We start from the raw sequence: 13,944 nt of genomic DNA on the forward strand, positions 1-13,944 counted from the left end.
CGCCGTGGCCCGGTTCAGCTGATCTTCCCGTCCACCATGTGAATGCGGCGATCCATGCGTGCGGCCATGTCGAGGTCATGCGTGACTGCCACGACCGTCTTGCCGCGTTCGCGCACCAAATTCTGCAGGATTGTGAACACCTGCTCCGAGCTCTTGCTGTCGAGGCTCCCCGTCGGCTCGTCTGCCAGGATAAGCGGCGGGTCGTTGGCGAGCGAGCGTGCCACCGCGACGCGCTGACGCTGGCCTCCCGAAAGCTGGTCCGGCCGCTTTTCGAGATGTTCGCCGAGCCCCAGCGATGACAGCAACTCGCCAGCCCGTTCGCGCATCACGGGTCGGGCCAGCCGACCAAGCTTGCGCATTGGAATTTCTACATTTTCGCGCGCCGTGAATTCCGGCAGAAGGAAATGAAACTGGAAGACGAAGCCCAGCGTCGAAAGCCGTGTCTGCGCCCGCTCCCTTTCATTCATAGGCTCGCTATCGCGTCCGCCTATCCTCAAGGTCCCGCCTGTCGGCCGGTCGAGCAGCCCAAGCAGATAGAGCAGCGAGGACTTGCCGGAGCCGGAGGGACCGGTGACGGCGACGAATTCGTTGTCGTTGATCGTGAGCGTGATGTCCTTGACCAGCGTAACGGGGACCGTCTCTGGCAAGATGCGGGTCAGTCTCTCGGTCTCGATGAGTGCGCTCATGTCGCGCCTCTTATTATGTCGACCGGATTCAGGCGCGCTGCACGGCGCGCCGGCAGGTAGCCAGCCACCGCCGCCGAGCCCAGTGCGAAGGCCGAGGCGATGATATAGTGGGTCAGGCTCCAGGCTATCGGCAGCCGGGTCATCTCCTGGCCAGTCGCGGCGATCTCGAAACGCACCAGCGACAGTGCATAGGTCATGGAGAAGCCAAGCACCCCGCCGAGCACAGAGCCGGCAGCGCCGATCGCCACGCCTTCCAGCAAAAAGAGCCGGCGCATGTCGGACTCCGGGAAGCCAAGCGACTTCATGATGGCGATGTCGCGCGCCTTCTCGTGCGTGATGGTGGAGATGATGTTGTAGATGCCGAAGCCAGCAACCAGCATGATCGCGCCGACGACGGTGTACATGATGACGTTGCGCACGACGAGCGCTTCAAGGATCGATTCATTCGCCTCCTGCCACGCCACGGCCTTGTAGCCCAGTTCGGCCTCGGCTCGATGCGCCACCGCCGCAGCGCGGTTGGGGTCGTCGAGCTTGATGCGGATCTCGTTGATGGCATTCGGACGCGCGGAGAGGATTTGCGCGTTCTTCAAAAGCACATAAGCTTCGCCTTCGTCGCGCGCGGTAGTGCCGGTGTGGAAAAGTCCGGCGATCTTGAAATTGCGCGTCAGCCCTTCGGAGGAAACCGCCGTTATCGTGTCGCCGAACCCGGCGCCGAGCCGGTTCGCCATCGTGTCGCCGATGAGCACGTTGTTGCCGCCCGCGGCAAGTGCCGAAAAGCTGCCTTCGACGAACTCTCCGACGATCGGTGAAACGCCGGTCTCGCGCTGCGGATCGACCCCGATGATAGCTGCGCCCACTTCGCGGCTGGAATAGCGGATCACGCCCTGCGTCTTTAGGCTTGCTGCGAACCGGCCGGGAATCCAGCTCTCCAGCCAGGAGGTCGCGGCGGTCGGGTTGATGATGCCGCGCCGATCGTCGCGTGGCCGGAGCCCCGAGATGGCGGCGGTCTCGAAGTAGTCCTCGGCCGGCTGCCGGCGGGCGGTGCGCTGCTCGTCGGTGATGTCGACATGCGGCATCGTGTCGACGAGCTGCCTGACGAAATCGTCCTGCCCGCCCTGCATCAGCGCCGCCATCGCAATTGAGAAGCCGACACCCACCGCGACGCCGACTATGGCGACCAGCGTCTGGCGGCCGCGGCCGGCGATATGCGTTACGGCAATGTCGACGATCAGCGCCATCGTTGCCTATCTCTCCTGCGCGGCGGCGATGTTCACGCGCGCACCGTCGCCGAGGTCAGCGGGATAGGGCGAGATGACGCGAGCCTTCTCATCGACACTAGAGATAACTTCGACGCCATTGGTGCCGCGAATGCCCGTTCGGATTTCACGCCGCCAGGCCTTGTCGCCTTCGACTACGAACACCTTGTTCCCATCCACCGCAACCGACGGGATCAACAGCGCATTTTTCGAAACGCGGATGACGATGTTCACGTCGGTCGACATGCCTATACGAAGCGGCGTATTGTCCGGCAGGCGGAAGCGGACGCGATAGGTCTTCGTCACCGGATCGCCCTTGGGCGTGATGCTGTCGACCACCGCTTCCAGATTCTGCCGAGGGAACGCATCGGATTTAAGCAGCGCGCGCTGGCCGATCTCGACCCGTGGAATGTCCTCCTCGTTGACCTCGGCGACCACCAGGAGCGGCTTCGGCTCGCCGACCCAGAACAACACGGCGCCGAGTTCGGCGATCTCACCGACCTCGCCGTCCTGCCTGAGCACGATACCGGCGCTCGGCGCTCGTAAGACGTAGGTGTCGAGCCGCGCTTTCTGTCCGGCAACCAGCGCTTCGATCTGGCCAAGCTCGCTTTGCGCGCGATCGAGCGCCTGCTGGCTTGCCGCACGCCTTTCGGCAAGCACGGTCAGCCTCCGGAGCTCTTCCTGGGCAAGTGCTTGACGCGCTTCGATCTCGCCAAGCACGGCCCGGGCCTCGCTGTCGTCGAGCTTGGCGAGCACATCGCCTTGTGCAACCCTCGACCCCTCGCAATTACACTGCTCGACGATCCTCTCGCGGACAACGGGAGTCACCTTGGCCCAGGTTCGCGGCTCGACTGAGCCACTCGCGTAAACGATCTCCGCCGCGTCGCCGCGTTGTGGCGTCACGATCGAAACCTTGGCCGGCTGCCACACATACCAAGCGCCGAAAGCAGCAGTCGCCGCGACAAGAACGATGCCGACAGTCCAGCGTATCCGTCGCAAGAAGCTCTCCTTCCACCATCGAATGCGAACGCGGAGCGGTGGCAGACATAGCATTAGACCGACCGTCGGTCTATAAAAGTTGCATAAAGAAACGGTTCGTGCTCCTCTTGCCCCCTGTACTTTGTGAGGTCGATTTTGCCCCGAGTGATAAAGCCCCCGGAGATACGATCCACCGAGCTCCTCGACTGTGCCCAGCGGCTTTTCTTCGAGCATGGCTACGACAACACGACGGTGAACGACATCATCCGCGAGGCCGGCTTGTCGAAGGGTGCGTTCTATCACTATTTCGCGTCGAAGGAGGCCCTGCTGGAGGCGCTCGCCAGACGTCTCGCACGTGACAGCCTTGCCGAGCTGCAACCCCTCCTCGACGATCCGTCACTCGATGGGATTGGCCGGCTCAATGCACTCTTTGCCGGCTCGCGACGGCTGAACGTCGAGCTTGCCCCGCAATTGCGAAAAACGTTCTTCGTCGTGTTCCGGCCCGAGAACCTTGCCCTCTTCCATCGGGTCGACCAGGCGGCCAGGGAACTGGCCGAGCCGATAATCACAAATCTGCTCAGGAAGGGAAGCGAGGAAGGCATTCTCGACGTGCCCGACCCGCAAGCTTTTGCCGAGATGTTCCTGCAACTCCGGCTGACCTTTCGGGACGTGATGCACCGCGCCCTGCTACAGGCCGAACAGGGTAATATCGACGAAGCAGCGCGGCTGCTCGAGGGCCGATTGCGGCTCTACGGCATCGCAATCGACCGGCTTTTGAAGTTGCCCGATGGAACGATAGAAGCCGTGCAGCCCGGTTTTGCCCGGGCTTTTCTCGAAGCCGGACCGTAAACCGCTGACAGCGATGGAGGAGAGTTGATGAGTAGGAAATCGCGCGCTTCGACCGATGCCGTTCTCAAGGAACTGCGTGCCTTCGGCCTCACCTATCCGGGCGCCGAGACAAAGACTCCGTGGCCTGGTCACGACGATCTCGCGGTGAAAGGAAAGACCTTTGCTTATTTGAGCCTTGAAGGCGAACCGTTCAGCATCTCCCTCAAACTCCCCTACAGCGGCGACGAGGCGAGAAAGCTCCACTATGCGTCGCCGACAGAGTATGGCCTTGGCAAGAGCGGATGGGTGACGTTCGAACCAGCACCGGACGAACTGCCACCGATCGGACAACTGAAGTCATGGCTCGATGAGAGTTATCGCGCACAAGCGCCCAAAAAGCTTGCCGCCCTGATCACGCACAAGGTGGACTCGCGAGCTTAGGTCGAGCGATCGGTGTCACCCCACGAATCGTCGGCGCTAGAAGCTCAACGACGCCACGCCGATAAGCGCCTTTTTCATTGAATGTCTTTAAGTCCAAAGCCGGCAAATCGTCTGCTTGCCGGTTCCCCTGCGTCAGGCTTAACCTGCGTGCCATGCGTGGAGGCGCGTGCGGTAACAAGGGGAGGACATAGCAATGACCATACAAGGCGCATGACCGGACCTGTACAATGAGGATCTCGCACCGGCGAAGGTTCGAAACTGGGGACCGTTCTCGATCTTCAACGTCTGGACGTCGGACGTCCACAGCCTGTGGGGCTACTATCTCGCTGCCAGCCTGTTCCTGTTCTGCGGCGGCTTCGTCAACTTCATCATCGCCATCGGTATCGGCTCGCTGATCATCTATGCGTTAATGAACATGGTCGGCTATGCCGGCGTGAAGACCGGGGTGCCCTACCCTGTCCTGGCGCGTGCCTCCTTCGGCATCTGGGGCGCCAACATACCGGCGCTGGTGCGCGCCGTCGTCGCCTGCTTCTGGTACGGCGCGCAGACGGCGGCGGCCTCCGGGGCGATCGTAGCCCTGCTGATCCGCTCGCAATGGTTCGCCGACTTCAACCAGAGCACCCATTTCCTCGGCCACTCCGGGCTCGAGGTGATCTGCTTCGCCGTCATCTGGGCGCTGCAGCTCCTGATCATCCAGAGGGGCATGGAAACGGTGCGCCGCTTCCAGGACTGGGCCGGACCGGCGGTGTGGGTGATGATGCTGATCCTGGCGATCTATCTTTGCATCAAGGCAGGCACCTTCGCTTTCACCAGCGACATCCCGATGGATGCGCTGCTGGAAAAGACAAAGGACGCGGGCGTGCCGGGCACGCCGGGCTCCTGGACCTCGCTGTTTGCGGTGGCCGCGATCTGGGTGACCTATTTCTCCGCGCTCTATCTCAACTTCTGCGATTTCGCGCGCTACGCCCCGGACAAGGCATCGCTGCGCAAGGGCAACATCTGGGGCCTGCCGGTCAATCTTATCCTGTTCTCGCTGGTCGCCGGCGTCACCACGATCGCCGCCTTCGACGTCTATGGCGAGGTGCTGCTGCATCCCGACCAGATTTCGGCGAAATTCGACAGCTGGTTCCTGGCGGCGCTCGCAGCCCTGACCTTTGCGGTGGCGACGCTCGGCATCAATGTGGTGGCGAACTTCGTGTCGCCGGCCTTCGACTTCTCCAATGTCTTTCCACGCCAGATCGACTTCAAGAAGGGCGGCTACATCGCGGCGCTGATCGCGCTGGTGCTCTATCCATTCGCGCCCTGGGAAGGCAGTGCCGCCTCCTTCGTCAACATCATTGGCGCGACGATGGGGCCTATCTTCGGCGTGATGATGGTCGACTATTACCTGATCCGGAAGGGCGAGGTCGACGTCGAGGCACTCTACAGGGAGAATGGCGAATTCCGCTTTCAGGGCGGCTGGCATGTCAATGCCTTCATCGCCGCCGGTATCGGCGCGGTCTTCTCCTCGATCCTGCCCAACTTCACCAGCCTGCTGCCGTCATGGTGGGGCGTCTATGGCTGGTTCTTCGGCGTGGCAATTGCCGGCGTCATCTACTACGTGCTGCGCACGATGGCACTCGGTGCCGGAGCCAGGATAGCCAAGGCCTGAACAGACTCGGGCGGCGCGAGCCGCCCCGTTCATTCTGCGATCATTTCGGCCAGGCGGCGCACGGTGTTCCAGTTGCGCGACGTGCCAATGCCGAGGCGTTTGTGGCTCACCGCCGCAAGCAGCCGCGAACTCGGCATCTCGCGGGAAAAGACGATCCAGATGTCGCCGCCGACAATCCGCAGCTTCTCGTCCTTGCCGGCATATGCCTCAAGCGCCGCGGCGGTCTCGGCGGGAACGGGCGCTCGCATCACGCGCACCGCCACCTGGTCCGCGGCCTCGGCCGATTCAGCTGGGAACGGATTGCCGGCCGCCAGCCTTAGCCAGCCGTCGGCGCGGCGCACGATGATGTCGACGTGGCGGCCGAAAATCTTTGCGAACGCCGCCTCCAGCCGCTGCTCCAACGCCGCAAGTTCTGTTTCTTGCGCCTCGAAGACCAGATTGCCGGTCGCTACCAGCGTGCGCGGCTTATTCAGACCCAGGCCTTCGGCCATCGCCTTCAGATCGGACATGACGACCCGCCGCCCCTCGCCCAGGACAATGCTGTAGAGCAGCGCGACGTAAGTTTGCATGGGCGGTTAGTCTAGACCAGCCGCGACTGCTCTACCGCCGCCTCGATGAAGCTGGCAAACAGCGGGTGCGGATCGAGCGGCCGGCTTTTCAACTCGGGATGGTACTGCACGCCGATGAACCAGGGGTGGCCGGGATATTCGACCGTTTCCGGTAGCACGCCGTCCGGCGACATGCCGGCAAACACCAGGCCGCAATCCTCGAGCCGCTCCTTGTAGTCGACATTGACCTCGTAGCGGTGGCGATGGCGTTCGGAAATCTGGGTATCGCCATAGATCTCGGCGATCTTCGATCCCTTGGCGAGGTCGGCCTGGTAGGCACCGAGCCGCATGGTACCACCAAGGTCGCCGGTTTCCCTGCGCTTTTCCAGCATGTTGCCCTTCAGCCATTCGGTCATCAAGCCGACGACCGGCTCCTCGGTTGGACCGAACTCGGTCGATGATGCGCGCTCGACGCCGGCCAGCGAACGCGCCGCCTCGATGCAGGCCATCTGCATGCCGAAGCAGATGCCGAAATACGGCACCTTGCGTTCGCGCGCGAACTTCGCCGCCAGGATCTTGCCCTCAGAGCCGCGCTCGCCAAAACCGCCGGGGACGAGAATGCCATGGACCTTCTCCAGCCTCGGCGCCGGGTCTTCCTTCTCGAATATCTCGCTTTCGATCCAGTCGAGCTTGACCTTGACCCGGTTGGCGAGGCCGCCATGCGACAGCGCCTCGATCAGCGATTTGTAGGCGTCCTTGAGGCCGGTATATTTGCCGACGACGGCAATGGTCACTTCGCCTTCCGGATTGTGGATGCGGTTGGACACCGCTTGCCACCGTTCCATGCGGGGCTTCGGCGCCGGATCGATGCCGAAGGCGGCCAGCACTTCCGAATCCAGCCCTTCATTGTGATAGGCCATCGGCACGTCGTAGATATGCGGGACGTCGAGCGCCTGGATGACGGCGCTTTCGCGGACATTGCAGAACAGCGACAGCTTTCTGCGCTCTTCCTTGGGGATCGGCCGGTCGGCGCGGACCAGCAGTATGTCGGGTGCAATGCCGATGCCGCGCAACTCCTTGACCGAATGCTGCGTCGGCTTGGTCTTCAGTTCGCCTGCCGTCGGAATGTAAGGCATCAAGGTCAGGTGGACGTAGACGGCGTTGTTGCGCGGCAGGTCGTTGCCGAGCTGGCGGATCGCCTCCAGGAACGGCATCGCTTCGATGTCGCCGACGGTGCCGCCGATCTCGCACAGCACGAAATCGTAGTCGTCATTGCCGTTGAGGACGAAATTCTTGATCTCGTCGGTGACGTGCGGAATGACCTGCACGGTAGCGCCGAGATAGTCGCCGCGCCGCTCGCGCTCGATGATGTTCTTATAGATCCGGCCGGTGGTGATGTTGTCTTGCTGGTTGGCCGAGCGGCCGGTGAAGCGCTCATAATGGCCAAGATCGAGATCGGTCTCGGCCCCGTCATCGGTCACGAAGACTTCGCCGTGCTGATAGGGCGACATCGTGCCGGGATCGACATTGAGATAGGGATCGAGCTTTTTGATGCGTGCGCGATAGCCCCGCGCCTGCAAGAGAGCCCCAAGGGCCGCTGCAGCAATGCCTTTTCCAAGTGAGGAAACCACGCCGCCTGTGATGAATACATATCGCGCCATGGGAGTCATCGCTTAACGCGGCCGAATTGATTCCGCCAGAGAAAAAACCGCCGCGAAGGCTTTTTCCCAAGAAGGCGCTCTGGTCGTTGGCGTATCAAAACAAAAGGGCCGGCGAGGCCGGCCCTTTTGGCACGATCTGTCAAAGCGTCAGATGATGACGACTTTGGTGCCTACTTTCACCCGGCGGTAAAGGTCCATGACGTGCTCGTTGATCATGCGGAAGCAGCCATTGGAGGCGCTGGTTCCGATCGACTGCGGCGCGATGGTGCCGTGAATGCGCAGGTGGGTATCCTTCTTGCCGTCGTAGAGATAAATGGCGCGCGCACCGAGCGGATTGTCGCCGCCGCCGGGCATGCCGTCCTTGTACTGGCCATAGTGCTTGGGTTCGCGCTTTTGCATATCCAGCGTCGGAATCCAGCGCGGCCATTCCTGCTTGTCGCCGACGGCAACCGTACCCTTGAACTGCAGGCCTTCCCGGCCGACCGCGATGGCATAACGGCGGGCGGTTGACGATGATTCGACGAGGTAGAGACGACGGGCGCTGGTATCGATGACGATGGTGCCGGCGTTGTAGCCGGTGAATTCGACCTCCTGCGGCACGAATTCCGGCTTGACCTTGAACTGCCGCTTGGCCTGCTTCCTTTCGAGCGCGGCGTCGAGCGCGCGTGTTTCCGGAAGCAGCGACATCGACGAAGAGGATGTGCCGCCGAACAGTCCCGCGAACAGCCCGACGCTCTGCGGCTTCTGCCCGACCGGTTCGCTGCGCAACTCGCCATTGTTGCCGGTCAGCGCAACGTTCATGGCCTCGGCCGGGATCGGCTCGGCCGACTGGATCGGCGCAATGGGCGTAATCGGTTCGATGTTGACGGTCTTCTTCTTGGCCGGCGTGGCGTCAGCCACCTTGGCCGTTGCGAGCGGCTGGCTCTTCTTGGCAAGGAACGCCTGCCGTTCCGCATCGGCTTTGGCTTTCGCCGCCTCGCGCATCGCCAGCTTCCTGGCTTCGAGTGCCTTGGCGCGAGCGGCTTCCTTGTCGGCTGCGATCTTGGCTTCGATCTTGCGGATCTGCGCAAGGTCGTCCGGCGTCGGATCTTTCTTCTTCTTGAGAAGCTTCAATTGCGCTGCATCGCTTTTGGCAGCGACCTTGACGACGTCGGTTGTTGTTGCGGCTTTGTGGGCCGAGTTTGCCGCCGGCATGGCCGCGTAAGCGGGCGCACCTAGGCTGAGCACGGCACAAAGGCCGGCAAAAATGAAGCTGCGAAGCTGCATGGGGAAGATCCGATCGTTCAATGCTTGTTGCCCACGGCGTCGCCCGGCGCCCCCCAAGGACGCCGAGAATGCCGCGTGCAACGTATAATCGATTAGCCGGAAGCGCCTCAAGCGTGAGGCGCAGTCGAATCTTCGTGATCGTGCGGCATTTGCCGCGACTGTGTTCAAACGACAACAGATCGCGGCATAAGTTGCCCTATTACTGGTTGGGGACCTGCGGCGTGGCCGGCGCGGTGGCGCCGTTTGTCGCTGGCGGCGTCGCCGGAGCGGTTGCCGGCGGCGTCGTTGCCGCGCCATTGCCGGACGGCGGGGTCGGCGCCGTGGTGCCCGAAGGCGGCGTCGGCGTCGTGGTTCCAGGCAATTGGTTGAGTACGCCCTTGCCTGCTCCGTCCGAGGTCGCCGGCACGCGATCGAGAATGTCGATCGGCTTCTCGCCATAGCGCGCAACGATCGACAGTGTCAGCGAAGTGACGAAGAAAGCGGCAGCCAGGATCGCCGTCGCCCGCGTCAGCGCATTGGCGGCGCCACGCGCGGTCATGAAGCCCGATCCGCCGCCGATGCCGAGGCCGCCGCCTTCGGAGCGCTGCAGCAGCACCACGCCGACAAGCGCGAGCACGACCATGAGGTGGACGACGATCAGTACGGTTTCCATAATTTACCCTGGCAAGGCCTTGTGCGGCCGCTGATTTGGAGGCGGCTCAATACAATGCTTTGACGGCATTTCCAAGCCCGTGGCCGGAATATGGGAAGCAATGCGTCCTTTGCAACGATTTCGGCGCCGGCCGTCCGCTCAAATGCAGCAAGCAGCCCTTGTATCAAGCAATATTTCGATAGGCTTCCGCGATGCCGAGGAAGTCCGCCGCCTTTAGGCTGGCGCCGCCGACCAGCGCGCCATCGACATTCCTGACGCCGAGCAACTCGACGGCGTTGGACGGCTTGACCGAGCCGCCGTAGAGAATGCGCATCTTGGCCGCCGTATTGCCGAGCTTCCGTGCCAGTTCTTCGCGGATATGCGCATGTGCCTCGGCGACGTCGGCGGCGGTCGGGGTCAAGCCGGTCCCAATCGCCCATATTGGCTCATAGGCAATGACGGTGTTGGAACCCGTGGCGTTTGGCGGGACCGAGCCAGCGACCTGGCGCGACAGCACGTCGAGCGTGGCTCCTGCTTCTCGTTCGGCTCTTGTCTCACCAATGCAGATGATGGCCACCAGCCCGGCGCGCCATGCGGCGGAGGCCTTGGCCTGGACCAAGGCATCGTCCTCCTTGCGATCGGCGCGGCATTCGGAATGGCCGACGATGACATGGCTGGCACCTGCATCCTTCAGCATCTCGGCCGAAATGCAGCCGGTATAGGCGCCGCTTTCCTCCGTGTGGCAATCCTCTCCGCCGGCCCGCACCGGCGTGCGCGACAGAATCTCGGCGGCGTGCGCAAGCAAGGTCGCCGGCACGCAGACCACCGCTTCGGTCTCGGCGTCGAGCCCACTCATGAAGCCGTTGCCGATCATCCTGAGCTCGTTGAGCGAGGCGCTAGTGCCGTTCATTTTCCAGTTGCCGGCGACGAGCGGGCGGATTCCAGGCGTCATGGGATTTGTTTCTCCGGGCAATTTCCAGCTGGCCCTCACTATCAAAATCAGGCCACAAAGCAATCGACAGTGGGCAGGAAGGGCGCTATTGCGCTTGTTTCAGACTCGGCGCATGCGAAATGCACAAAAATCGGAAGTACTCATGCTTGGTATGTTGAGAAGCGCGGCGGGGACCTGGGTCGCTAAACTGCTGCTGTCATTGTTGGTGTTGAGCTTCGCCGTCTGGGGCATCTCGGGCCGCCTGATGGGCGGTCTTGCCGGCCATGATGCCGTGATCACGGCCGGAGGCACCAAGGTCTCGATCAACGAATACCGCCTCGCCTACGATCGCCAGCTCAGCGTCATGTCGCAGCAATTCGGCCAGCGCATCAGCCGTGAGCAAGCGACGGCGCTCGGCATCGACAACCAGGTGCTGGCGCAACTCGTGTCGGGCGCTGTCCTCGACGAGCAGGCCCGCAAGCTCGGACTCGGCCTGTCAAAGGACCGGCTCGCCGAACTGACGCGTGAAGACCCGGCGTTCAAAGGGCCTGCCGGAAGCTTCGACAGGAGAACCTTCGAGTACCTGCTTCGGCAGATCGGCATGCGGCCGGAAGACTATTTGAAGAACCGCGCCCAGGTCGCGGTCCGCCAGCAGATCGTCGAGGCGGTTTCGGACGGCCTCAAGGCCCCGGATACATTCTTCAAGGCGGTCGCGCTCTATCGCGGCGAAGATCGCACCATCGACTACCTGACCTTGCCGAAATCGCTTGTCGAGCCGATAGAAGCGCCGTCCGACAGCGCGCTTTCGGCCTATTTCGAGGAAAACAAGAAAACCTACGCCGCGCCCGAATACCGTAAGTTCTCCTATGTCAGGCTCGAACCGGAAGACATCATGGATTTGAGCGCGGTGACCGACCAACAGGTCAGCGACGACTACAATAAGAACAAGGCGCGCTACACCACGCCGGAGATGCGCACCATCGAGCAGCTTGTGTTCAAGACACCTGATGCCGCAAAGGCGGCGCTCGATTCGCTCAGGACCGGCGCGACCTTCGACAAGATCGTCACTGCCGAAGGCAAGACGCCGGCCGACACGCTGCTCGGCACGCTGGCCAAGGACAAGATCGCCGACAAGGCGGTCGCCGACGCTGCCTTCAAGCTCAACGTCAATGAGGTCAGCCCGGTCGTACAAGGCGCATTTGGTCCCGTTCTGCTGCGCGTCACCGAGATCAAGCCGGAAGTGGTGAAGCCGCTGGCCGAAGTATCCGAGCAGATCCGCAAGGACCTGGCACTGGGCGAGGCAAGCCGCATCTTGCTGGACGTGCACGACAATTACGAGGATACGCGCGCCTCGGGCAGTTCGCTCGCCGAGGCAGCCGCCAAATTGAAGCTGAAGGTCGTCACCATCGATGCCATCGATCGCACCGGCCAACGGCCGGATGGAAGCATCGTCAAAGACCTGCCGGAATCGCCGGCACTCATCAAGGCGGTGTTCGAATCCGAACCCGGAACCGACAATGAAGGCCTCACCACCGCCGATAACGGCTTCGTCTTCTACGACGTGAGCGCGATCACGCCTGCCCGCGACCGCACATTGGACGAAGTCCGCCAGAAAGTCGTGGCCGACTGGACCGCGGCGGAGACCACCAAACGGCTCACCGCAAAAGCACAGGATCTCGAGAAGCGTCTCAAGGCTGGCGCCACGCTCGAGGTGATCGCCGGTGAGCTCAAGCTCGAAAAGCAGACCAAGCGCGGCGTCAAGCGCGATGCTGACGACGTCGATTTCGGCAAGGAAGGGGCCGCCGCGATGTTCGGCGTCGGCGAAGGCGGCACCGGGCTGATCCCCTCACCTACGGGCGACGGACAGATCCTGTTCAAGGTTGCCGAGGTGTTCGAGCCTGCCGGGGCCGATGCCAGCTCAGTACCCGAGGACGCACAGAAGTCCTTCACCTCCGGCATGTCCGACGACCTGCTCGACCAGTTGGTGGCGCAGTTGCAGACGCAATATGACGTCCGCATCGATCAGACGGCCGTAACCCAAGCCCTGGCCAGATGAGCGCGCTGAAGATCCACATCGCCAAGGTCGCCGCCGGCAGCGCTCTTTCTTTCGAGGAGGCGCGCGAGGCCTTCGACATTATCATGTCGGGCGATGCTACCCCCGGCCAGATCGGCGGCTTCTTGATGGCATTGCGCGTGCGCGGTGAGACCGTCAGCGAGATCGCCGGCGCCGTCGCCACCATGCGCGCCAAGATGCTACGTGTCGAAGCCCCCGAGGGCGCCATCGACATTGTCGGCACCGGCGGCGACAATTCGCACAGCGTCAACATTTCGACCGCATCCGCTTTCGTCATCGCCGGCAGCGGCGTGCCCGTCGCCAAGCACGGCAATCGCGGACTGTCCTCGCTGACCGGCGCCGCCGATGTGCTGATCGCATTGGGCGTCAAGATCGACATCCCTCCGGAGACGATCGGCCGCTGCATCCACGAGGCCGGCGTCGGCTTCATGTTCGCGCCGGCGCATCACCCGGCGATGAAGCATGTCGGCCCGACCCGGGTCGAGCTCGGAACCCGCACCATCTTCAACCTGCTGGGCCCGCTTTCCAATCCGGCGAGTGTCAGACGGCAGATGGTCGGCGTGTTCCTGCCCGAATGGATCATGCCCGTGGCAGAAACGTTGAAGGAACTTGGTGCCGACCATGCCTGGATCGTCCATGGCGACGGCTATGACGAGATCACCACCACCGGCGAGACACTTGTCGCCGAACTGGCCGGCGGCGAGATCCGCAGCTTTACGCTGACCCCGGAAGCAGTCGGGCTGACGCGTCACACCAAGGACGAGTTGCGCGGCGGCGACGCCGCCCACAACGCCCAGGCACTGCGCGACATGCTGGGCGGCGCCGCCGGCGCCTTTCGCGATACGGTGCTGATGAATGCCGGCGCCGGGCTGGTGGTGGCCGGCAAAGCGACGACGCTTGCCGACGGCATGGTAACGGCGGCGCAGGCCATCGACAGCGGCCGCGCGCTGAAAGTGCTCGATAGGCTGATCGAGATTTCGAACGGTTAAAACC

General features: G+C 62.7%; 13 protein-coding genes. 5 read left to right on the forward strand and 8 right to left on the reverse strand.

All coding sequences use genetic code 11. The features are described 5' to 3' along the window. Positions 1 to 14 precede the first annotated feature (14 nt). The 3 genes from NKI54_RS27380 to NKI54_RS27390 are packed head-to-tail and all read right to left on the reverse strand — an operon-like array spanning position 15 to position 2,941. Positions 15 to 686, reverse strand: coding sequence for an ABC transporter ATP-binding protein (locus NKI54_RS27380; RefSeq protein ID WP_352593657.1), 672 nt, complete (start codon positions 684 to 686; stop codon positions 15 to 17). Then, a complete protein-coding gene (locus NKI54_RS27385) occupies positions 683 to 1,924 on the reverse strand; it encodes an ABC transporter permease (protein WP_352593659.1) in 1,242 nt (413 codons plus the stop codon). The genes NKI54_RS27380 and NKI54_RS27385 overlap by 4 nt, the downstream gene beginning before the upstream one ends. A 6-nt stretch (positions 1,925 to 1,930) precedes the next feature. Beyond that, positions 1,931 to 2,941, reverse strand: a complete 1,011-nt coding sequence (locus NKI54_RS27390; RefSeq protein ID WP_502898067.1) for an efflux RND transporter periplasmic adaptor subunit — start codon at positions 2,939 to 2,941, stop codon at positions 1,931 to 1,933. Positions 2,942 to 3,076: 135 nt separating this feature from the next. Between NKI54_RS27390 and NKI54_RS27395 the strand changes: the two genes are divergently transcribed. The 3 genes from NKI54_RS27395 to NKI54_RS27405 all read left to right on the forward strand — a co-directional run bounded on the left by NKI54_RS27395 (position 3,077) and on the right by NKI54_RS27405 (position 5,840). After that, on the forward strand, positions 3,077 to 3,769 hold the full coding sequence (locus NKI54_RS27395) for a TetR/AcrR family transcriptional regulator (RefSeq protein WP_352568680.1): 693 nt from the start codon (positions 3,077 to 3,079) through the stop codon (positions 3,767 to 3,769). Between the two features lie 27 nt (positions 3,770 to 3,796). Next, positions 3,797 to 4,189, forward strand: a complete 393-nt coding sequence (locus NKI54_RS27400; protein ID WP_352568681.1) for an MmcQ/YjbR family DNA-binding protein — start codon at positions 3,797 to 3,799, stop codon at positions 4,187 to 4,189. Between the two features lie 220 nt (positions 4,190 to 4,409). Beyond that, positions 4,410 to 5,840, forward strand: a complete 1,431-nt coding sequence (locus NKI54_RS27405; protein WP_352636756.1) for an NCS1 family nucleobase:cation symporter-1 — start codon at positions 4,410 to 4,412, stop codon at positions 5,838 to 5,840. A 29-nt stretch (positions 5,841 to 5,869) separates the two neighbouring features. On the opposite strand, the gene NKI54_RS27410 is transcribed toward NKI54_RS27405, so the two are convergent. From NKI54_RS27410 to tpiA, 5 genes are all read right to left on the reverse strand, one after another. Beyond that, a complete protein-coding gene (locus NKI54_RS27410) occupies positions 5,870 to 6,409 on the reverse strand; it encodes a DUF1697 domain-containing protein (RefSeq protein WP_352458119.1) in 540 nt (179 codons plus the stop codon). Positions 6,410 to 6,420: 11 nt separating this feature from the next. Further along, positions 6,421 to 8,049: a CTP synthase gene (gene pyrG, locus NKI54_RS27415; protein WP_352692741.1), complete on the reverse strand. Its 1,629-nt coding sequence runs from the start codon at positions 8,047 to 8,049 to the stop codon at positions 6,421 to 6,423. A 147-nt stretch (positions 8,050 to 8,196) separates the two neighbouring features. Then, positions 8,197 to 9,315, reverse strand: a complete 1,119-nt coding sequence (locus NKI54_RS27420; protein ID WP_352692742.1) for a L,D-transpeptidase — start codon at positions 9,313 to 9,315, stop codon at positions 8,197 to 8,199. A gap of 199 nt (positions 9,316 to 9,514) precedes the next feature. After that, positions 9,515 to 9,967, reverse strand: a complete 453-nt coding sequence (gene secG, locus NKI54_RS27425) for a preprotein translocase subunit SecG (RefSeq protein WP_254817294.1) — start codon at positions 9,965 to 9,967, stop codon at positions 9,515 to 9,517. Between the two features lie 163 nt (positions 9,968 to 10,130). Next, positions 10,131 to 10,898, reverse strand: a complete 768-nt coding sequence (gene tpiA / locus NKI54_RS27430; protein WP_352448837.1) for a triose-phosphate isomerase — start codon at positions 10,896 to 10,898, stop codon at positions 10,131 to 10,133. 142 nt (positions 10,899 to 11,040) lie between these two features. Between tpiA and NKI54_RS27435 the strand changes: the two genes are divergently transcribed. Then, a complete protein-coding gene (locus NKI54_RS27435) occupies positions 11,041 to 12,933 on the forward strand; it encodes a SurA N-terminal domain-containing protein (protein ID WP_352636746.1) in 1,893 nt (630 codons plus the stop codon). Further along, complete coding sequence (gene trpD, locus NKI54_RS27440; RefSeq protein WP_023674955.1) at positions 12,930 to 13,940, forward strand: anthranilate phosphoribosyltransferase; 1,011 nt, start codon at positions 12,930 to 12,932, stop codon at positions 13,938 to 13,940. The genes NKI54_RS27435 and trpD overlap by 4 nt, the downstream gene beginning before the upstream one ends. Positions 13,941 to 13,944: the final 4 nt, after the last annotated feature.

The sequence above is a fragment of the Mesorhizobium sp. M0663 genome (assembly GCF_040320585.1).
Taxonomy (GTDB): Bacteria; Pseudomonadota; Alphaproteobacteria; order Rhizobiales; family Rhizobiaceae; genus Mesorhizobium.

Excerpts from the sequence above, each read along its gene's own strand:
- NKI54_RS27380 (WP_352593657.1), bottom strand. The coding sequence starts at position 686 with ATGAGCGCACTCATCGAGACCGAGAGACTGACCCGCATCTTGCCAGAG.
- NKI54_RS27385 (WP_352593659.1), bottom strand. The coding sequence starts at position 1,924 with ATGGCGCTGATCGTCGACATTGCCGTAACGCATATCGCCGGCCGCGGC.
- NKI54_RS27400 (WP_352568681.1), top strand. The coding sequence starts at position 3,797 with ATGAGTAGGAAATCGCGCGCTTCGACCGATGCCGTTCTCAAGGAACTG.
- NKI54_RS27410 (WP_352458119.1), bottom strand. The coding sequence starts at position 6,409 with ATGCAAACTTACGTCGCGCTGCTCTACAGCATTGTCCTGGGCGAGGGG.
- pyrG (WP_352692741.1), bottom strand. The coding sequence starts at position 8,049 with ATGGCGCGATATGTATTCATCACAGGCGGCGTGGTTTCCTCACTTGGA.
- NKI54_RS27420 (WP_352692742.1), bottom strand. The coding sequence starts at position 9,315 with ATGCAGCTTCGCAGCTTCATTTTTGCCGGCCTTTGTGCCGTGCTCAGC.
- secG (WP_254817294.1), bottom strand. The coding sequence starts at position 9,967 with ATGGAAACCGTACTGATCGTCGTCCACCTCATGGTCGTGCTCGCGCTT.
- tpiA (WP_352448837.1), bottom strand. The coding sequence starts at position 10,898 with ATGACGCCTGGAATCCGCCCGCTCGTCGCCGGCAACTGGAAAATGAAC.
- NKI54_RS27435 (WP_352636746.1), top strand. The coding sequence starts at position 11,041 with ATGCTTGGTATGTTGAGAAGCGCGGCGGGGACCTGGGTCGCTAAACTG.
- trpD (WP_023674955.1), top strand. The coding sequence starts at position 12,930 with ATGAGCGCGCTGAAGATCCACATCGCCAAGGTCGCCGCCGGCAGCGCT.